At 68.2% G+C, this 19407-nt stretch carries 16 protein-coding genes and 2 riboswitches; of the genes, 8 read left to right on the forward strand and 8 right to left on the reverse strand.

Annotated elements, in window-relative coordinates:
- Positions 1 to 4: 4 nt before the first annotated feature.
- From A5645_RS07020 to A5645_RS07055, 8 genes are all read left to right on the forward strand, one after another.
- The gene (locus tag A5645_RS07020; protein WP_065034743.1) at positions 5 to 955 is read left to right on the forward strand and encodes a M56 family metallopeptidase; all 951 of its coding nucleotides are present in this window, start codon (positions 5 to 7) and stop codon (positions 953 to 955) included.
- A gap of 84 nt (positions 956 to 1039) precedes the next feature.
- Positions 1040 to 2497 (forward strand): NADP-dependent phosphogluconate dehydrogenase, encoded by a 1458-nt coding sequence (gene gnd / locus A5645_RS07025; protein ID WP_065129019.1) that lies wholly within the window; start codon positions 1040 to 1042, stop codon positions 2495 to 2497.
- 13 nt (positions 2498 to 2510) lie between these two features.
- Positions 2511 to 3947 carry a GuaB1 family IMP dehydrogenase-related protein gene (locus A5645_RS07030; protein ID WP_065129020.1) on the forward strand — a complete coding sequence of 479 codons (1437 nt, stop codon included), beginning with the start codon at positions 2511 to 2513 and terminating at the stop codon, positions 3945 to 3947.
- 7 nt (positions 3948 to 3954) lie between these two features.
- Entirely contained in the window at positions 3955 to 5334 is a 1380-nt protein-coding gene (locus A5645_RS07035) for a hemolysin family protein (protein WP_065129021.1), read from the forward strand.
- Positions 5331 to 6395, forward strand: coding sequence for a hemolysin family protein (locus A5645_RS07040; RefSeq protein WP_065034739.1), 1065 nt, complete (start codon positions 5331 to 5333; stop codon positions 6393 to 6395). The genes A5645_RS07035 and A5645_RS07040 overlap by 4 nt, the downstream gene beginning before the upstream one ends.
- Before the next feature lie 255 nt (positions 6396 to 6650).
- A complete protein-coding gene (locus A5645_RS07045) occupies positions 6651 to 8849 on the forward strand; it encodes a malate synthase G (RefSeq protein ID WP_065034738.1) in 2199 nt (732 codons plus the stop codon).
- Positions 8842 to 10929, forward strand: coding sequence for a substrate-binding domain-containing protein (locus tag A5645_RS07050; RefSeq protein WP_065129022.1), 2088 nt, complete (start codon positions 8842 to 8844; stop codon positions 10927 to 10929). Before A5645_RS07045 ends, A5645_RS07050 begins: the two co-directional genes overlap by 8 nt.
- A gap of 3 nt (positions 10930 to 10932) precedes the next feature.
- Positions 10933 to 11793, forward strand: a complete 861-nt coding sequence (locus A5645_RS07055; protein ID WP_065129023.1) for a haloalkane dehalogenase — start codon at positions 10933 to 10935, stop codon at positions 11791 to 11793.
- 6 nt (positions 11794 to 11799) lie between these two features.
- Here the strand turns inward: A5645_RS07055 and gcvP are convergent, their stop codons facing one another.
- From gcvP to A5645_RS07095, 8 genes are all read right to left on the reverse strand, one after another.
- Positions 11800 to 14619: an aminomethyl-transferring glycine dehydrogenase gene (gene gcvP / locus A5645_RS07060; RefSeq protein ID WP_065129024.1), complete on the reverse strand. Its 2820-nt coding sequence runs from the start codon at positions 14617 to 14619 to the stop codon at positions 11800 to 11802.
- Positions 14620 to 14660: 41 nt separating this feature from the next.
- Positions 14661 to 14779: riboswitch (glycine riboswitch) on the reverse strand.
- Positions 14780 to 14877, reverse strand: a riboswitch (glycine riboswitch). It abuts the riboswitch before it with no gap.
- Between the two features lie 29 nt (positions 14878 to 14906).
- The gene (locus A5645_RS07065) at positions 14907 to 15533 is read right to left on the reverse strand and encodes a MerR family transcriptional regulator (protein ID WP_036360271.1); all 627 of its coding nucleotides are present in this window, start codon (positions 15531 to 15533) and stop codon (positions 14907 to 14909) included.
- Between the two features lie 288 nt (positions 15534 to 15821).
- A complete protein-coding gene (locus A5645_RS07070) occupies positions 15822 to 16316 on the reverse strand; it encodes a bifunctional nuclease family protein (RefSeq protein WP_036360273.1) in 495 nt (164 codons plus the stop codon).
- A gap of 71 nt (positions 16317 to 16387) precedes the next feature.
- The gene (ftsR, locus tag A5645_RS07075; RefSeq protein ID WP_065034734.1) at positions 16388 to 17128 is read right to left on the reverse strand and encodes a transcriptional regulator FtsR; all 741 of its coding nucleotides are present in this window, start codon (positions 17126 to 17128) and stop codon (positions 16388 to 16390) included.
- On the reverse strand, positions 17125 to 17592 hold the full coding sequence (garA, locus tag A5645_RS07080; RefSeq protein WP_036360277.1) for a glycogen accumulation regulator GarA: 468 nt from the start codon (positions 17590 to 17592) through the stop codon (positions 17125 to 17127). Before garA ends, ftsR begins: the two co-directional genes overlap by 4 nt.
- Positions 17593 to 17846: 254 nt before the next feature.
- On the reverse strand, positions 17847 to 18251 hold the full coding sequence (gene gcvH / locus A5645_RS07085; protein ID WP_065034733.1) for a glycine cleavage system protein GcvH: 405 nt from the start codon (positions 18249 to 18251) through the stop codon (positions 17847 to 17849).
- A 34-nt stretch (positions 18252 to 18285) separates the two neighbouring features.
- Complete coding sequence (locus A5645_RS07090) at positions 18286 to 19071, reverse strand: DUF881 domain-containing protein (protein WP_065129025.1); 786 nt, start codon at positions 19069 to 19071, stop codon at positions 18286 to 18288.
- A gap of 3 nt (positions 19072 to 19074) precedes the next feature.
- Positions 19075 to 19407, reverse strand: coding sequence for a small basic family protein (locus A5645_RS07095; RefSeq protein WP_036360283.1), 333 nt, complete (start codon positions 19405 to 19407; stop codon positions 19075 to 19077).

A 19407-nucleotide genomic window follows, 5' to 3' on the forward strand; every position in this document is an offset into this window, starting at 1 on the left:
CAGCGTGTCTGCGCTGGCCTTCACCATCCTTGCGGTGCTGCTGGCTGGCCCGACACCGGCGTTGTTGGCCCGCGCCTCTTGGCCGCAGCGCGCTCCACGGGCCGCGATGGTGCTCTGGCAGGCCGTCGCCCTGGCCGCCGTGCTGTCCACGTTCAGTGCCGGGTTAGCGATTGCCAGCCGGTTGCTGATGCCCGGCCCGGACGGTCGGCCGACGGCGGGAATCCTGGACGCCGAAGGTCGCCTCGGCTGGCCGCTGTGGTCGGCCTACATAGCCGTCTTCGCTCTGACCCTGTTGGTCGGTGCGCGGCTGGCGGTCGCCGCGGCGCGGGTGGCCATCGCCACCCGGCGGCGCCGGGCGCGCCACCGCATGGTCGTCGACTTGGTCGGGGTCGACCACGATGCCGCCCTGGGCCAGCCGTGTTCGGTGCACCGCGATCTGCGCATCCTGCACGTCGAGCAGCCTCTCGCCTACTGCCTGCCCGGCGTGCGCAGCCGGGTCGTGGTCAGCGAAGGGACCCTGAACACGCTGGGCGACAACGAAGTGGCGGCGATCCTGTCTCACGAGCGGGCTCACCTGCGCGCCCGGCACGACCTCGTCCTGGAAGCGTTCACCGCCCTCTACGCCGCGTTCCCTCGGCTGGTACGCAGCGCCAACGCGCTGGGCGCCGTGCAGCTGCTGGTGGAGCTACTGGCAGACGACGCCGCCGTCCGGGCCACCGGGCGCGCTCCCCTGGCCCGGGCGCTGGTCGCGTGTGCTGCCGGCCGCGCGCCCTCGGGTGCCCTGGCTGCCGGCGGCGCCAGCACCGTGCTGCGCGTACGACGGCTCAACGGCAGCGGCAACAGCCCGCTGCTGTCCGCGGTGGTCTACCTGGCCGCGGCGGCGGTGCTGGTGGTGCCGACCATCGCGCTGGCCGTACCGTGGCTGACGGAGCTGCACCGGTTGGTCTCCGCCTGACGCCAAGCCAAACCCTTTGGACCGCCAGAAGTCCGCTGTGCCACAGTGTGTCCATCCAACGAAGGCCCGATCGAAAGGCAACAGATGAGTTCGTCGGATTCGAAGACTGCGACAGCCCAGATCGGCGTCACCGGTCTGGCCGTCATGGGCTCCAACCTGGCCCGAAACTTCGCCCGGCACGGCTACACCGTGGCGCTGCACAATCGCTCGGTGGCCAAGACCGACGCGCTGTTGAAAGAGCACGGTTCCGAGGGCAACTTCGTGCGCAGTGAAACGATCCCCGAATTCCTTGCGGCCCTGGAAAAGCCGCGTCGGGTCATCATCATGGTCAAGGCCGGTGACCCCACCGATGCCGTCATCAACGAGCTCGCCGACGCCATGGAAGAAGGCGACATCATCATCGATGGCGGCAACGCCCTCTACACCGACACCATCCGCCGGGAGAAGGCGATACGTGAGCGCGGGCTGCACTTCGTCGGCGCCGGGATCTCCGGCGGCGAAGAAGGCGCCCTGAACGGGCCGTCGATCATGCCCGGCGGGCCCGCGGAGTCCTACACCTCGCTCGGGCCGCTGCTCGAGGAGATCTCCGCGCACGTCGACGGGGTGCCGTGCTGTACCCACATCGGCCCCGACGGCGCCGGACACTTCGTGAAGATGGTGCACAACGGCATCGAGTACTCCGACATGCAGCTCATCGGCGAGGCCTATCAGCTGCTGCGCGACGGACTCGGCAAGACGGCCGGGGAGATCGCCGACGTCTTCGACGAGTGGAACAAGGGCGACCTGGACAGCTTCCTGGTCGAGATCACGGCTCAGGTGCTGCGGCAGAACGACGCGAAGACGGGCAAGCCGCTCGTCGACATCATCCTGGACGAGGCCGAGCAGAAGGGCACCGGCCGCTGGACGGTGAAGTCGGCGCTGGATCTCGGCGTGCCGGTGACCGGTATCGCGGAGGCGGTGTTCGCGCGGGCGTTGTCGGGCTCGGTGGCTCAGCGCAAGGCCACCACCGGGCTGGCCTCGGGCGAGCTCGGATCCAAGCCCGGCGACGCCCAGCAATTCGTCGAGGATGTCCGTCAGGCCCTGTACGCGTCCAAGATCATCGCCTACGCGCAGGGCTTCAACCAGATCCAGGCCGGCAGTGCCGAATACGACTGGGGCATCACCCCCGGCGATCTGGCCACCATCTGGCGCGGGGGCTGCATCATCCGGGCCAAGTTCCTCAACCGGATCAAAGAGGCCTACGACGACGACCCGGACCTGGCCACGCTCATTGTTGCGCCCTATTTCCGCAGCGCAATCGAGGCCGCCATCGACGGCTGGCGCCGGGTGGTGGTGACCGCCACGCAGTTGGGTATCCCCATTCCGGGGTTCTCGTCGGCGCTGTCTTACTACGACGCGCTGCGCACCGAGCGCCTGCCGGCCGCCCTGACCCAAGGCCTGCGGGACTTCTTCGGCGCGCACACCTATGGGCGCACCGACGAGGACCCGAGCAAGAAGTTCCACACGCTGTGGAGCGGAGACCGGAGCGAAGTACCTGCTTAGCGAGTTGTACTAGATGAAATTTCTGGACGGGCACCGCCCGGGATTCGACCTGACCTACAACGACGTGTTCATCGTGCCGAACCGGTCCGACGTCGCGTCGCGGTTCGACGTGGACCTGTCCACCGTCGACGGTTCGGGGACCACCATCCCGGTGGTCGTCGCCAACATGACCGCGGTGGCCGGCCGCCGGATGGCCGAGACGGTGGCGCGGCGCGGCGGCGTGGTGATCCTGCCGCAGGATCTGCCCATCCCGGCCGTCCAGCAGACGGTGGAGTTCGTGAAGAGCCGAGATCTCGTGCTGGACACCCCGGTCACGCTGGCGCCCGACGACTCGGTGTCGGACGCCACGGCGTTAATTCATAAGCGGGCGCACGGCGTCGCGGTGGTCGTCTTCGAGGGACGCCCGATCGGCTTGGTGCGCGAGTCGGCTTGCGTAGGCGTGGACCGCTTCACCCGGGTCCGCGACATCGCCGCCACCGACTTCGTCACCGCCCCGGTCGGCACCGAACCGCGCAAGATCTTCGACCTGCTCGAACACGCCCCGATCGACGTCGCGGTGGTGACCAGCGCGGACGGGTCGCTGGCAGGAGTGCTGACGCGCACCGGGGCCCTGCGCGCCGGCCTGTACAGCCCGGCCGTCGACGCCAAGGGCCGCCTGCGGGTCGGCGCGGCGGTGGGCATCAACGGCGACGTCGGCGCACGCGCCCAGGCACTCGCCGAGTTGGGCGTGGACGTGCTGGTCATCGACACCGCGCACGGACACCAGCTCAAGACCATCGAAGCGATCAAGACGGTCGCCTCCCTGGGCCTCGGCGTGCCGCTGGTGGCCGGCAACGTCGTCTCGGCGGCGGGGACGCGGGACCTGCTGGAAGCCGGCGCGAGCGCCGTCAAGGTAGGCGTGGGTCCCGGCGCGATGTGCACCACCCGGATGATGACCGGCGTCGGCCGGCCGCAGTTCTCCGCGGTCCTCGAATGTGCCTCCGCGGCAAGGGAACTGGGCGGACACGTGTGGGCCGACGGCGGGGTCCGCCATCCCCGCGACGTGGCGCTGGCGCTGGCAGCCGGCGCGTCCAACGTGATGATCGGGTCCTGGTTCGCCGGCACCTACGAATCCCCCGGTGACCTGATGCGGGACCGGGAGGATCGGCCGTACAAAGAGAGCTACGGCATGGCTTCCAAGCGCGCGGTGGTCGCGCGCAGCGGAGCGGACAGCCCGTTCGACCGGGCCCGCAAGGCGTTGTTCGAGGAAGGGATCTCGACATCGCGGATGGGGCTGGACCCCGACCGCGGCGGCGTCGAGGACTTGATCGACCACATCACCGCGGGCGTGCGCAGCACTTGCACCTATGTGGGCGCGGCGAACCTGGAAGAGTTGCACGAGCGGGCGATCGTCGGCGTGCAGTCGGCGGCGGGCTTCGCCGAAGGGCACCCGTTGCCCACCGGCTGGTGAAAGGCACATGAATCCCTCCGGCACCGTGGTGAGCGTGCTGGCCATCCTGGCCTTGATCTTCGGCACCGCGGTGTTCGTTGCGGCTGAGTTCTCCCTGACGGCGCTGGACCGCAGCACCGTGGACGCCAACGCGCGCGGCGGCGCCAGCCGGGACAGGTTCATCCAGCGGGCCCACCGCCGGCTCTCGTTTCAGTTGTCGGGTGCACAGCTGGGGATCTCCATCACGACGCTGGCTACCGGCTACCTGATCGATCCACTGGTGGCCAACCTGCCCCACGGCTTGCTGGACCGAATTGGCACGCCCGACCGGTTGGCCGACGCGATCACGGGTTTCGCCGCGTTGGCGGTCGTGACATCGGTGTCCATGGTGTTCGGCGAACTGGTGCCCAAGTACCTCGCCGTGGCCCGGCCGCTGCGGACCGCCCGCGCCGTCGTGCTGCCCCAGTGGTTCTTCTCCGTGCTGTTCACCCCGGCGATCCGGATGACGAACGGCGCCGCGAACTGGATTGTGCGCCGGCTCGGCATCGAGCCCGCCGAGGAGCTGCGGTCCGCGCGCACCCCGCAGGAACTCGTCTCGCTGGTACGACGCTCGGCGCGCCGCGGGGCGCTGGACGACGTCACCGCGTCGCTGATGCACCGCTCGCTGCAGTTCGGCTCGCTGACCGCCGAGGAGTTGATGACGCCCCGCTCGAAAATCGTTGCCCTGCAGACCGACGACACGATCAGCGACCTGATCGCCGCCGTCGCCGCGACCGGCTTCTCCCGCTTCCCGGTGGTGCGTGGTGACCTCGACGAGACTGTCGGGATCGTGCACGTCAAGCAGGTGTATGCGGTGCCACGGGCCGACCGGGCGAAAACCCTGCTGACGACGATCGCCAAGCCGATCGCGGTGGTGCCGTCGACGCTGGACGGCGACGCCGTGATGGCCCAGATCCGGGCTAACTCGCTGCAGACCGCGATGGTGGTCGACGAGTACGGCGGCACCGCCGGCATGGTGACCGTCGAGGACCTGATCGAAGAGATCGTGGGCGACGTCCGCGACGAGCACGACGACGCGACACCGGACGTGGTGGCGTCCGAGAACGGATGGCGGGTGTCGGGCCTGCTGCGCATCGACGAGGTGGAGACCGCGATCGGCTACCGGGCCCCGGAAGGGCCGTACGAGACCATTGGCGGCTTGGTGTTGCGCGAGCTCGGTCATATCCCGGAACCCGGTGAGACGGTGGACCTGCCCGCGCTGGACCGCGACGGGTTGCCCGACGAGGCGACGCGATGGCGGGCCAAGGTGGTGCAGCTGGACGGCCGCCGACTCGACCTGCTCGAGCTGTCCGAGTGGGCCAGTCCCGTCGAACCCTCGGACACCGCCGCCGATGGGGCCGAGCGATGAACCCGGTGGTGGCGATCCTGCTGGCGGTCCTGCTGATCGCCCTGAACGCGTTCTTTGTCGGCGCGGAGTTCGCCATGATCTCGGCGCGCCGGGACCGGCTAGAGGCGCTGGCTGAGCAGGGCCGGACCAGAGCAGTCACGGTCATCCGTGCGGGTGAACAGCTGCCCGCGATGCTGGCCGGCGCGCAACTGGGTGTCACCGTCGCCTCGCTGCTGCTCGGCCGCATCGCCGAGCCGGCCGTCGCCGGGCTGCTGCAGTCGCTGCTGGGGCTGACCGGGATGCATCCCGCGCTGCTGCACACGCTGGCGTTCGCGATCGCGCTGGCCGTGGTGGTGATCCTGCACGTGCTGCTCGGCGAGATGGTGCCGAAGAACATCGCGCTGGCCGGCCCGGAGCGCACCGCGATGCTGCTGGTCCCGGCGTATCTGCCCTACGTGCAGGCGGCGCGGCCCATCATCGCCTTTTACAACAAATGCGCCAACGGGGTCCTGCGTGCGGTTGGCGTCGAGCCCAAGGACGAGCTCGACATCACGGTGTCCTCCGCCGAGCTGTCGGAGATGATCGCCCAATCCTCCTCGGAAGGTTTGCTCGACAACGAGGAGCAGATCCGCCTGACCCGTGCGCTGCGGGTCCGTACCCGGGTGGTCGGGGATGTCGCGGTGCCGTTGGCCCGGGTGCACGCCGTCTCGGTTGCGGCACCGGGTTCCGGGCCGACCATCGGAGCCGTGGAAGAGGCCTTGGCCCAGACCGGCTATTCCCGCTTCCCGGTGGTGGACCGCGACGGTAATTTCCTGGGATACCTCCACATCAAGGACGTGCTGGCACTCGGCGACGATCCGGAAACGGTGATCGACCTATCCCTGGTGCGTGCCCTGCCGCGGGTACCGGAGTCGCTCGGATTGCCCGACGCCCTGTCCCGGATGCGCCGCAGCAACAGCCACCTGGCGCTGGTGACCGCCGACAACGGCACCGTTCAAGGCGAGATCGTTGCTGTGGTGGCGCTGGAGGATCTGGTCGAGGACCTCGTCGGCAGCATGCGCGACGATGGTGCCGGCGATTGACCGTATGATCTGAGCGGCCGCGGGTATCAGTGAGCTGATGCAGGGAACGAAATTTCTCGTGCCCGCGTTGCCGAAAAGCGATTGCAAGGACGCCCGTCGCGTGGCTGCGGGCGAGCCTGCCAGCGTGCCGTGACCTGGCGTTGTGTGCCGGTCGGGCTACGCTCGTCAGGCTGTTGCTCGGTAGGGTGATGGTAGCTAGTCGGGCCTTGTCCCGGGTTAGTTGAGGGGCCGGAAAGGCCATTACGGAGGAGAACAATGACTGATCGGGTAGCCCAAGGCAATCTGCGCGTCGCCCAGGTGCTGTACGACTTCGTGAACAACGAGGCCCTGCCCGGCACCGGTATCGACCCGGACAGCTTTTGGGCCGGTGTCGACAAGGTGGTCACCGACCTCACCCCGCGCAACCAGGAGCTGCTGGCCAAGCGCGACGAGTTGCAGGCCCAGATCGACAAGTGGCACCGGCACCGGGTGCTGGAGCCGCTGGACCCGGACGCCTACCGCCAGTTCCTCACCGACATCGGCTACCTGCTGCCCGAGCCGGAAGACTTCACCATCACCACCTCAGGCGTCGACGACGAGATCACCAGTACCGCCGGCCCGCAGCTGGTGGTGCCCGTGCTCAATGCCCGGTTCGCGCTGAACGCCGCCAACGCGCGGTGGGGCTCGCTGTACGACGCCCTGTACGGCACCGACGTCATCCCCGAAGACGACGGCGCCGAGAAGGGCGACAGCTACAACAAGGTGCGTGGTGACAAGGTCATCGCCTACGCCCGTGAGTTCCTGGACGGGGCGGTCCCGCTGGCTTCGGGATCCTGGGCGGACGTGACCGGCCTGAGCATCGAGGACGGTCGGCTGCAGATCGCCCTCGACGGCGACTCCACCACCCTGGCCAGCCCCGAGAAGTTCGTCGGGTACCGGGGCGAGCTGGGCTCCCCCGACTGGTCGGTGCTGCTGGTCAACCACGGCCTGCACATCGAGATCCTGATCGACCCCGACTCGCCGATCGGCAAGACCGACGCCGCCGGCATCAAGGACGTGGTGCTCGAGTCGGCGATCACCACGATCATGGACTTCGAGGACTCCGTCACCGCGGTCGACGCGGACGACAAGGTGCTCGGATACCGCAATTGGCTGGGCCTGAACAAGGGTGACCTGGCCGAGGACGTCGCCAAGGGCGGCAAGACCTTCACCCGCCGTCTCAACGAGGACCGCACCTACAACACGCCCGACGGCGGCGAGCTGACTCTGCCCGGGCGCAGCTTGCTGTTCGTCCGCAACGTCGGCCACCTGATGACCAACGACGCGATCGTGAGAACCGAGGCCAACGGCGAAGAAACAGAAGTGCCGGAGGGCATTCAGGACGCGTTGTTCACCGGCCTGGCCGCGATTCACGGGCTCAAGGCCAGTGACGAGAGTGGCCCGTTGGTCAACAGCCGTACCGGCTCGGTGTACATCGTCAAGCCTAAGATGCACGGGCCCGAAGAGGTCGCGTTCACTTGTGAGCTGTTCAGCCGCGTCGAGGATGTGCTCGGACTGCCGCAGGCCACGCTGAAGGTCGGCATCATGGACGAGGAGCGCCGCACCACGGTCAACCTGAAGGCGTGTATCAAGGCCGCCGCCGACCGGGTGGTGTTCATCAACACCGGCTTCCTCGACCGCACCGGCGACGAGATCCACACCTCGATGGAAGCCGGCCCGATGATCCGCAAGGGCGCCATGAAGAGCACCGCGTGGATCAAGGCCTACGAGGACGCCAACGTCGACACGGGACTGGCCGCCGGCTTCAAGGGCAAGGCCCAGATCGGCAAGGGCATGTGGGCCATGACCGAGTTGATGGCCGACATGGTCGAGCAGAAGATCGGCCAGCCGAAGGCCGGCGCCACCACCGCGTGGGTGCCGTCCCCGACGGCGGCGACCTTGCACGCCATGCACTACCACCAGGTGGACGTCGGCGCCGTGCAGGAGGAGTTGCAGGGCAAGAAGCGCACCACCATCGACGAACTGCTGACCATCCCGCTGGCCAAGGAACTGGCCTGGGCCCCCGAGGAGGTCCGCGAGGAGGTCGACAACAATTGCCAGTCCATCCTCGGCTACGTGGTGCGCTGGGTCGAACAGGGCGTCGGCTGCTCCAAGGTGCCAGACATCCACAACACCGCGCTGATGGAGGACCGCGCCACGCTGCGCATCTCCAGCCAGTTGCTGGCCAATTGGCTGCGGCACGGGGTTATCACGAGCGAGGACGTGCGGGCCAGCCTGGAGCGGATGGCCCCGCTGGTGGACAAGCAGAACGAGGGCGACCGCGCCTACCGGCCGATGGCGCCCAACTTCGACGACAGCATCGCCTTCCTGGCCGCCCAAGACCTGATCCTGGAAGGCGGCCAGCAGCCCAACGGGTACACCGAGCCGATCCTGCACCGCCGCCGACGGGAATTTAAGGCACGCGCGAGTGGGTAGGCACAGCAAACCCGACCCGGAAGAATCGGCCCCCGATTTCGAACCGGAACCGGTCGCTGATCCTTCCCGTGAGTTCGAGGACGCGGATTACCCGGAGGACTTCGGGCACTTCCGGGAGCCCGAGCAAGGGCGCCTCGACGCTCCCAGTCATGGCCCCGAGGGCCCCGACGGTCCCGAGGGTCACGACACCCACGATGACGAGTACCTAGACGCCGGCCTCGAGGCCCCCGAGGACGAGTACCCCGACTTCGGGCAGCGGCCGTCGGAATTCGAGCCGCCCACCGCGGAGGCGCCGCCAACCCCCCCGCCCCCGCTGTTTCGCGGTGGGCACCGGGGGCTCGGCGAAAGGCTGGGCGGGCACCGCAGCGCCGGCGGCCGCCGTGGGGTCAGCATCGGGGTGATCGTTGCGCTGGTAGCCGTCGTTGTGGTGGTGGCCGGCGTTATCGTGTGGCGCTTCTTCGGTGACGCGCTGTCGCACCGTTCACACACGGCCGCTGCGCGCTGCGTGGGCGGCAAGGACGCGGTCGCGGTGCTGGCCGACCCGACGATCGCCGACCAGGTCAAGCAGTTCGCCGACAGCTACAACGCGTCAGCCGGACCCGTCGGTGACCGCTGCGTCGAGGTCACGGTCAAGCCCGCCAACTCCGACGCCGTCATCGGTGGTTTCATCGGCAAGTGGCCGGCCGAACTCGGCAACCAACCAGGTCTGTGGATCCCCGGCAGCTCGATCTCGGCGGCCCGGCTGTCCAGCGCGAGCGGCCAGAAGACGATCAGTGACAGCCGTTCGCTCGTGACGTCGCCGGTGGTGCTTGCGATCCGGCCGGAGTTCGCGCAGGTGCTGTCGAAGCAAAACTGGGCGGCGCTACCCGGTCTGCAGTCGAATCCGAACTCGATGGCCGGGCTGAACGCCCCCGCGTGGGGCTCGCTGCGGCTGGCCGTGCCGGAGACCGGCAACGGCGACGCCTCCTTCCTGGCCGGTGAGGCGATCGCTGCAGCGTCGGCACCCGGCGGCTCTCCGCCGACCGCCGGCGTCGGCGCCGTGCGCACCCTGATGAGCGGGCAGCCCAAGCTCTCCGACGACTCGCTGACCGACGCGATGAACGCGCTGCTCAAGCCGGGAGACCCAGCGGCCGCGCCGGTGCACGCGGTCGTCACCACCGAACAGCAGGTGTTCCAGCGCGGCGAGTCGACCTCTGACGCCAAGGGCAAACTGGCTTCCTGGCAGCCGCCCGGGCCTGCCGCGGTGGCCGACTACCCGACGGTGCTGCTCAGCGGTTCCTGGTTGTCGCGGGAACAGACCACGGCCGCCAGCGCCTTCTCCCGCTACATGCACAAGCCGGAGCAACTCGAGCGGCTGGCCAAGGCCGGGTTCCGGGCCGAGGGGGTCAAGCCGCCGAGCAGCTCGGTCACCAGCTTTCCGGCCCTGCCAGCCACCTTGTCGGTCGGCGACGAGGCCACCCGCGTGATGCTGGCCGATACCCTGGCGGCGCCGTCGACCGGCGTGGCCGCAACGATCATGCTTGACCAGTCGCTGCCCAACGACGACGGCGGCGGTAAGACGCGGCTCGCCAACGTCATTGCGGCGCTGGACGGCCGGATCAAGGCGTTGCCACCCAGCGCCGCCGTCGGGCTGTGGACATTCGACGGACACGAGGGCCGGGCGGAAGTGCCGATCGGGCCGCTGGCCGACCAGGTCAACGGCCAGCCGCGCTCGGCGGCGTTGCGGACCGCGCTGGACAAGCAGTATTCGTCCGGCGGCGGGGCCGTGTCGTTCACCACGCTGCGGATGATCTACCAGGAAATGTTGGCCAATTACCGTGCCGGCCAGAACAACTCGATCCTGGTCATCACCGCCGGGCCGCACACCGACCAGACGCTGGACGGACCGGGACTGCAGGAGTTCATCAGGACTGCGGCCGACCCGGCCAAGCCGATCGCGGTCAACGTCATCAACTTCGGCGGCGATCCGGACCGGGCGACCTGGGAAGCCGTCGCCCGGCTCAGCGGCGGCAGCTACCAGAACCTGCCCACGTCGGCGACTCCCGACCTCACCACCGCGGTGAACACCTTCCTGAGCTAGGCGATGAGCCCGCAATTCACGCCCGACCCGCAGCTCTATCCATTCGAGTCGCGGTGGTTCGACAGCTCGCGGGGCCGGGTGCATTACATCGACGAGGGCGAGGGCCCGCCGATCCTGTTCTGCCACGGCAACCCGACGTGGAGCTTCCTTTACCGCGACATCGTCGTGGCACTGCGGCACCGCTTCCGCTGCATCGCAGTGGACTATCTGGGCTTCGGCCTCTCGGAGCGGCCGGCGGGCTTTGGGTACACCGTCGCCGAACATGCTGAGGTGCTCGGCGAATTCGTCGACCACCTCGGTCTGGACGGCTACGTCACCATGGGCCAGGACTGGGGTGGCCCGATCGGCCTGGCGGTCGCGGTCGAGCGCGCCGACCGGGTGCGCGGCGTCGTCCTGGGCAATACCTGGTTCTGGCCGACCGAGGAATTCAGCACCAGGATGTTCAGCAAGGTGATGTCCAGCCGGGTCATGCAGTGGGCGATCCTGCAGCGAAACTTCTTCGTGGAGCGGCTCATTCCGGCCGGCACCGAGATCCTGCCGAAGCAAGTGGTGCTGGACCATTACCGCCGGGTGCAGCCCGACCCCGCGGCCCGGGTGGGTGTGGCGGTGCTGCCCAAGGAGCTGCTGGCGGCGCGTCCGCTGCTGGAACGGCTGGCCCGCGAGGTGCCCGCGTTGCTCGGCGGCAAACCCGCGTTGGTGGTCTGGGGCATGCGCGACGTCGCGTTCCGGCCCGGACCGGCGATCCCCCGGCTGCGCGCGACATTTCGCGACCTGGTGGTGGTCGAACTGCCCACCGCCAAGCACTTCATTCAGGAGGACGCGCCCGAGCGCATCGCCCAAGCCATCATCGACCGCTTCGGCTGAGGGCCGTTACGCGAACGCCTCGACCGGCGGGCACGAGCAGATCAGGTTGCGGTCGCCATAGGCGCCGTCGATGCGCCGCACCGGCGGCCACACCTTCGGACGGAACGCCTTCCCCAGCGGGTAGGCGGCCTCCGCCCGGGTGTAGGGGTGCTCCCACTCCGACGTGAGCAGGCACTCGGCGGTGTGCGGCGCCCCGCGCAGCGGGTTGTCGTCCGCCGGCCACTGCCCGGACCCGACGCGGTCGATCTCGGCGCGGATCCCGATCATGGCCTCGCAGAAGGCGTCCACCTCGGCCAGGCTCTCGCTTTCGGTCGGCTCCACCATCAGCGTGCCGGCCACCGGGAAGCTCATCGTCGGAGCGTGGAAGCCGTAGTCCGCCAATCGTTTCGCCACATCGTCGACGGTCACGCCGGTCGCCTTGGTGATGCCGCGCAGATCCAGGATGCATTCGTGGGCGACCATGCCGTTCTCGCCGGTGTAGAGCACCGGGAAGTACTCGTCGAGTCGCCGCGCGATGTAGTTGGCCGACGCGATCGCGGTCAGTGACGCCGCCCGCAGGCCGTCGCCGCCCATCATGCGGATGTACGCCCAGCTGATCGGCAGGATCGACGCGGACCCGTACGGCGCCGCCGACACCGGATGCCCGCCGGGAAGCTCCGGCGCGTACGGGTGGCCCGGCAGGAACTGGGCCAGGTGCGCGCGCACCGCCACCGGCCCGACGCCCGGACCACCGCCGCCGTGCGGGATGCAGAACGTCTTGTGCAGGTTCAGGTGGCTGACGTCGCCGCCGAACTTACCCGGCCGGGCCAAGCCGACCAGCGCGTTGAGGTTGGCGCCGTCGACGTAGACCTGACCGCCGGCGTCGTGCACAGCCGCGCAGATCTCGGCGATGTCGTGCTCGTAGACGCCGTGGGTGGACGGGTAGGTGATCATCAGCGCGGACAGCCGGTCGGCGTGCTCGCTGACCTTGGCACGCAGGTCGGCCAGGTCGACGTCGCCGTTCTCCAGGCAGCTCACCACGACCACCCGCATCCCGGCCAGCGCGGCCGACGCCGCGTTGGTGCCGTGCGCGCTGGACGGGATCAGGCAGATGTCGCGATGCGGTTCACCACGGCTGGCGTGGTAGTCGTGGATGGCCAGCAGGCCCGCGTACTCCCCCTGCGAGCCCGCGTTGGGCTGCAACGAGACCGCGTCGTAGCCGGTGATCGCGACCAGCCAGTTCTCCAGGTCGCTGATCAGCCGTCGTAGACCCGGGGTGTCCGAGGCCGGCGCGAACGGGTGCTGACGCCCGAACTCCGGCCAGGTGATCGACTCCATCTCGGCGGCGGCGTTGAGCTTCATGGTGCACGAGCCCAGCGGGATCATGCTGCGGTCCAGCGCGATGTCCTTGTCGGCCAGGGTCCGCAAGTAACGCATCATCGACGTTTCGGTGCGGTACTGGTTGAACGCCGGGTGGGTGAGGAATTCCGACGTGCGCGTTGCGATGTCGGTGCTGGCGGGCGCGGCGGCGACGCCGAAGGCGGCCAGCACGGTCGCCACGTGCGCGTCGGTGGTTGCTTCGTCGCAGGAAACCGACACGTGGTCGGCGTCGACGCGCCACAGGTTCACCCCGTCGGCCTTCGCCGCGGCGACCACCTCGTCGGCACGGCCGGGGACCCGGGCCAGCACCGTGTCGAAGTACCGGTCGTGCACCAGCGCTTCGCCCAGGGCGCCGGCGATGGCGTCGGCGTGGGCGTGGATGCGGCGCGCGATGCCGGACAGCCCGTCGGCGCCGTGGTAGCTGGCGTACATGGCGGCCATCACCGCCAGCAACACCTGGGCGGTACAGATATTGCTGGTGGCCTTGTCGCGGCGGATGTGTTGTTCGCGGGTCTGCAGCGCCAACCGGTAGGCGGGGGTGCCGTCACTGTCCACCGACACTCCCACGAGTCGCCCGGGCAGCTGCCGGGCGTGCTTGGCGTGCACCGCCAGATACCCGGCGTGTGGTCCGCCGAAGCCCATCGGGACGCCGAACCGTTGGGTGGTGCCGAACGCGACATCCGCGCCGATCTCGCCGGGCGGTGTGATGAGGGTCAGCGCCAGCAGGTCCGCACCGATGGCCACCAGCGCGCGGCGGTCGTGGGCCTGCTCCACCAGCGCGGTCCAGTCGGTGATCCGGCCGCTGGCCCCCGGCAGTTGGGCGATGACCCCGAAGAAGTCTCCCTCGGGCAGCCCGTCGCGCAGGTCGGCGGTGACGATCTCAATGCCCAGCGGCCTGGCCCGGGTGGCCAGGATCGCGGCGGTCTGGCCGAATACGTCGACGTCGACCGCCAACCGGTTGGCGGGCCCGCGGTAGGCGCGGTGCATCAGCGCCATGGCCTCGGCGGCGGCGGTGCCCTCGTCGAGCATCGACGCGTTGGCGATCTCCAGGCCGGTCAGGTCGGTGACCATGGTCTGGAAATTCAGCAGCGCTTCCAGCCGGCCCTGGCTGATCTCGGGCTGATATGGGGTGTAGGCCGTGTACCAGGCCGGGTTCTCCATGATGTTGCGTAGCAGCACCGGCGGGGTGAGCGTGTCGTAGTAGCCCTGCCCGATCATGGAGACTGCGACGGTGTTGCTGTCGGCCAGGGCGCGCAACTCGGCCAGGGCCTCGGCTTCACCGGCCGCCGGCGGGAGGCCGTCCAGACCAGGTGCGGCGCCGGCGGTCAGCTTGTCCAGGATGCCGGAAGGGACGGCCTTGGCGGCGAGGTCGTCGAGGGAGTCGACCCCGATGACGGCGAGCATGGTCGCGATGGCCTGGCTGTCCGGCCCGATGTGTCGGTCGGCGAACGCGGGCTGAGTGGTCACGGTGAAACTCCTGACGCGGCAGAGGACTAGCGGATCAGCGGTCCTCCCCCTCTGTCCTCACCTGCGTGTCAGGCGCCTGAGAGATTCGGCGCGCTGAGGCGCCTTTCCCCATCGGCGGGCGGCGACCACAGTGGGTCGTCACCACTTTCCAGAGGCATCGTTGTCCGGCGCGGTCCGGGTGCCTGAGAGGTTGACGGAGAGGTATTGCTCCTTCGGCGTCCGTAGCTGGCCGCTACAGAACTCTCCCGCGCGAGTGCGATGCGGGTCCAGTTTACTCCGGCGCCGGCTCAGCCGATCTTGCGGTCGCGGTGCTTCCGACGCGAGGCCAGCTCGTCTTCGGGGGCCGCGATCGACTCGCCGCCGTCGGCGCGCTCGCCCGGGAAGTCGGCGATGACGCCGGTCAGCTCCCGCATGGCCCCGGACACCGCGATGCCGAACACCCCCTGGCCGCCTTGAAGGAGGTCGACGACCTCTTCGGCGGAGGTGCATTCGTACACGCTGGTTCCGTCGGAGAACAGGGTGATGTTGGCCAGGTCCTGCACCCCGCGCTGGCGGAGGTGGTCGACCGCGACACGGATGTTGTGCAGCGAGATTCCGGTGTCGAGCAGTCGCTTGACGATCTTGAGAACCAGGATGTCCTTGAACGAGTACAACCGCTGGCTGCCGGAGCCGGCCGCGCTGCGAATGGAGGGCACTACCAGCGAGGTGCGGGCCCAGTAGTCGAGCTGACGGTAGGTGATGCCGGCGATCTGGCAGGCGCTCGGCCCGCGGTAACCCACCAATTCGTCGGGCACCGAGTCGTCGGGGAACAGTCCCGGCTGTACGGGTTCGCTGACCGCCGCCGGGCTCTGTCCGCCGGTGGCGGACGCGTGTTCGGCAAGATCAAGCTGTTCTTGGCGTGGCTGCTCGCTCACGGTGCTTCCTCTCGCCGATAGCGCTTTTGTCAGTAGCTGCGGCATTTGGCTGCCCCCGACAGCCACGTTAGCTCAGGCCCGAGTGCTTGAGAGCATACGCTGTTCGGTGGCTGTCGTGCTCTGGGTCGATCATCGACTCGTCATCAAAGTATGGCCGCCTTCGGGATGTGGCGGTGATATCCGCCAGGCGTGTCGACAATCCGTTGTGTGATATGAGACGCATCTGTTACCTACAGCGGGTACGTCCCGTCCCTGCTCGCGGGAAACCGCGCGGCAAAACCTCGCGGGCTAGGTTGCCTTGAAGTCGTCGGGTGAGACGCTGTCGAGGAACTCCTTGAACTTCTCCACCTCGTCCTCACGCACCGCGCTGCTGGCCTCTTCATCGCCCTCGTCCGGGATCAGCAGGCCGGCCTGGGCCAGCACCGCCTCCTCGACGTAGATGGGCACACCCACCCGCAGCGCGATCGCCACCGAGTCCGACGGGCGGGCCGACACCTTGATGTCGCGATCGAAGATCAGATCCGCGTAGAACGTGCCTTCCTGCAGGTCGACGATACGGACCTCTTTGAGTGAATGACCAAGTGCAGCAATCAGATCCCTGATCAGGTCATGGGTCAACGGCCGCGGCGGCTCGACGCCTTGCTGCTCGAGCGCGATCGCGGCGGCCTCCGACTGCCCGATCCAGATCGGCAGGTAGCGGTCACCATTGGCCTCGCGCAGCAGCAGCACCGGCTGGTTCTGCGGCTGCTCCACGCGAATGCCGACAACACGAACTTCACCCATCTGTGTCTGCCCTCCGCATGTGCCGCTTTGACTCACTTCGCCGAACGCCAGCTTCGAACGAAGTCTAGTCCTCAGCGGTGCAGAACGTCGCGAACGGCGGACTTGATCAGCGAGGTGTGCAAAGTAATTGCCAGTGCCGCGACCTCGCGGGCCAAGTCGTCAGCCCGATCGCGCGCACCGGCCTTATCCGCCTTGACCAGCGGCCCGGCGATCTGGGCGATCAGGTCCGACTGGCGATCGGCCGCAGAACGAAAAGCTCGCAGATGCCGCGGCTCGACGCCGTAATCGGCCAGCGCCCGCGCACATTGGAGGATGACCACCGCGTGTTCGTCGAAGAAACCGCCCGGCCCAGTGGTGATCACGCCCGCCTTCACCAGCGCGGTCAGCAACGCGTCGTCCACGCCCGAGCGGTTCAGCAGATCTTCGCGGCTGAGCCGGACCTGGGTGGGTGCCACCGCACCCGGGTCGGCGGCGGCCTCTGCTCCAGCACCGTCCACGGAAACCAATCGCGGTACGCCGTAAGGCGATCCGATGGCGGGCAACTCGCCGTCCGGGTGGGCGTCCAACTGTGCCCGAATCACCTTCAGCGGTAGGTAATGATCGCGCTGAGCGGTCAGAATGAAACGCAGCCGCGCGCAGTCGTACGCGGTGAACCTCCGATAGCCCGACGCCGCACGTTGCGGCGTGACCAGCCCCTCCGCCTCCAGGAAGCGGATCTTGGAGATGGTGACGTCGGGAAAGTCCGGTCGCAGCAGATCCAGTACCGCACCGATCGACATCCCCGCCAGGCCGGGACTATCGGGTGCGGTCACTGGCCCCCGGATCCCCCGTCGTCGTCGCCCTTGGGGCCGGTCAAAAAGACCAGGCGGAACTTGCCGATCTGGACCTCGTCACCGTTGGCCAGCACCGCCGAGTCCACCGGCTCGCGGTTGACGTACGTGCCGTTCAGGCTGCCGACGTCGACAACGTTGAACTCACCGCTTTCCAAACGGAATTCAGCGTGCCGGCGACTCACGGTGACGTCGTCGAGGAAGATGTCGCTGTCGGGGTGCCGACCGGCCGATGTGATGGCCTGGTCCAGCAGGAAGCGAGAACCGGCATTGGGTCCGCGTTTGACGACCAGCAACGCCGAGCCGGCCGGGAGACCTTCCACCCCGGATACCGAGCTCTCGGGACCCGCCTGAGCGGGCGCGTCCAGTTCATTGAGAAAGTCGGCGCGGAAGACGGAGGTCGTCTCCACAGTGACTTCGTTCTGGTCGTCGTCCTTGTCCGTCACCCGCTGCTCCTCACTGGCCGCTGTGGCGTTGTCTGACCGGGCCGGTCGGCCGGCTTTCTCCTCGGATTTACCGTCTGTACTGCCTTTTACTGCTGTCTAACGCGTCAAGTATTTGATATCTCGACCGTACCGCGTCCCGGTCCGGAATATGCCGACCACTGCCCAGGATCGTAAGCCCCACACCCCGGCTTCTTCTAGATCCCCCACGCTGCGGTGCGTTCTGTTCCGAAACGCTTTCGGGACCTTAGCAATCGTCATTCCGTCAATGTGCCGCGGTAGGCCTCGGCGTCGAGAAGTTCCGCGATCGCGGAGTCCAGTGCGCTGACCTCGGAGCCATCGACCTGGATTTCCAGCAGCCAGCCGGCGCCGTAGGGATCGGAGTTCAGCAATTGGGGACTGCCGTCCAGATCGCCGTTCACCGCAGACACTTTGCCCGACACCGGGGCGTACAGATCCGACACCGATTTCGTCGACTCCACCTCGCCGAAAGACTCGCCGGCCGAGAGCTCGGTGCCCACGTCGGGCAATTGCACGAAGACGACGTCACCGAGGGCCGATTGCGCGAAATCGGTGATGCCGACCCGCACGGTGTCTTCTGCGCTGCGGCGAACCCACTCGTGTTCGGCGGTGTAGTGCAGATCGGACGGGATATCGCTCACGGTGATCCTGTTCTGGTCGGTTTCGCTAGGTGGTTCACTTGCCGGGCTGAGCGTATTGGTGCGGTTTTGGTTGTCGCAAGGTGGTCACCTCGACTCGATCGGCCTGCTGCACCGACATCCGCCCGCCGACCCGTTTGACGCTGTCGTCCGCCCCGCCCGGAATGTTCATCGCCGCCGCGAGGGTGGGCGGATCCCCAATGGCCAGAACCGAATACGGCGGCGAGAACCCCTTGGTGTCGATGGTCAGGGAACCGGCCGAACCGGTGACCCAGGTGTCGACCCCGACCCGCACCGACTGGTGTGCGTCGTTGATCTGGATGGCCTCGGCACCGGCCGCGCGCAGCTCGTTGATCACATCGAGCATCACCTCCGCCGAGATCCCCGGACCCGGGTCGTCGATCTTCACCGTGATTCCCGGGCCGCTGGCTCCGACGGCGCCGACCAGGATGGAAAGCGCCGCCAGCCTGGCTTGCGCGTTCTCGATGGCGGCCTGGTCGGTATTGCCCGAGGCCTGCAACGTATTGAGGGTGTTCTGCAGATCGGCGACCTCGGTGCTGAGCGTCGCCTCTCGTTGCCGCAACGAGTCCAACAGCACCAGCAGGTCGGCGGGGCGAGCGGTCTCCAGGGAGTCGCCGGAATCGTTCTGGCGGACCTGGGTGACGATCGCGACCCCCAGCACCAGGCACAACAGCACGGCCAGGGTCCCGAAAGCCAACCGGGACCGGCCGCGTCCGGCCGCTGCCTCGGTCTTGGGCTGCGAGCGGTCCGGCGGCAGTTCGTGCCGGCCGTGCCGGGCGGGGTTCGGTGGCTCCTGGCTCACGGGTCACGCTCCGAACAGTCGGCGCCGCAGCGCGGCCGCATTGCCGAAGATCCGGATTCCCAGCACGACGATGATCGCGGTGGACAACTGGGTGCCGACGCCCAATTGGTCGCCGACGTAGACGATCAGTGCGGCCACCAGGACGTTGAAGACGAACGAGACCACGAACACCTTGGGGTCGAAGATGCGCTCCAGGTAGGCCCGCAGACCGCCGAACACCGCGTCGAGCGCCGCGACCACCGCGATCGGCAGATACGGCTGTATCACCTCCGGGACGCTGGGGTGAAAAATCAATCCCAGCACGATGCCGATGGCAAGCGCCGCGATTCCAATCAT

The sequence above is a fragment of the Mycobacterium asiaticum genome (genome assembly GCF_001673635.1).
Taxonomy (GTDB): domain Bacteria; phylum Actinomycetota; class Actinomycetes; order Mycobacteriales; family Mycobacteriaceae; genus Mycobacterium; species Mycobacterium asiaticum_C.

Bases quoted from the DNA above. Each gene is read 5' to 3' on its own strand.
- A5645_RS07040 (WP_065034739.1), top strand. From the start codon at position 5,331: ATGAACCCGGTGGTGGCGATCCTGCTGGCGGTCCTGCTGATCGCCCTG.
- A5645_RS07095 (WP_036360283.1), bottom strand. From the start codon at position 19,407: ATGATTGGAATCGCGGCGCTTGCCATCGGCATCGTGCTGGGATTGATT.
- A5645_RS07055 (WP_065129023.1), top strand. From the start codon at position 10,933: ATGAGCCCGCAATTCACGCCCGACCCGCAGCTCTATCCATTCGAGTCG.
- A5645_RS07070 (WP_036360273.1), bottom strand. From the start codon at position 16,316: ATGGGTGAAGTTCGTGTTGTCGGCATTCGCGTGGAGCAGCCGCAGAAC.
- A5645_RS07035 (WP_065129021.1), top strand. From the start codon at position 3,955: ATGAATCCCTCCGGCACCGTGGTGAGCGTGCTGGCCATCCTGGCCTTG.
- A5645_RS07030 (WP_065129020.1), top strand. From the start codon at position 2,511: ATGAAATTTCTGGACGGGCACCGCCCGGGATTCGACCTGACCTACAAC.
- A5645_RS07045 (WP_065034738.1), top strand. From the start codon at position 6,651: ATGACTGATCGGGTAGCCCAAGGCAATCTGCGCGTCGCCCAGGTGCTG.
- gnd (WP_065129019.1), top strand. From the start codon at position 1,040: ATGAGTTCGTCGGATTCGAAGACTGCGACAGCCCAGATCGGCGTCACC.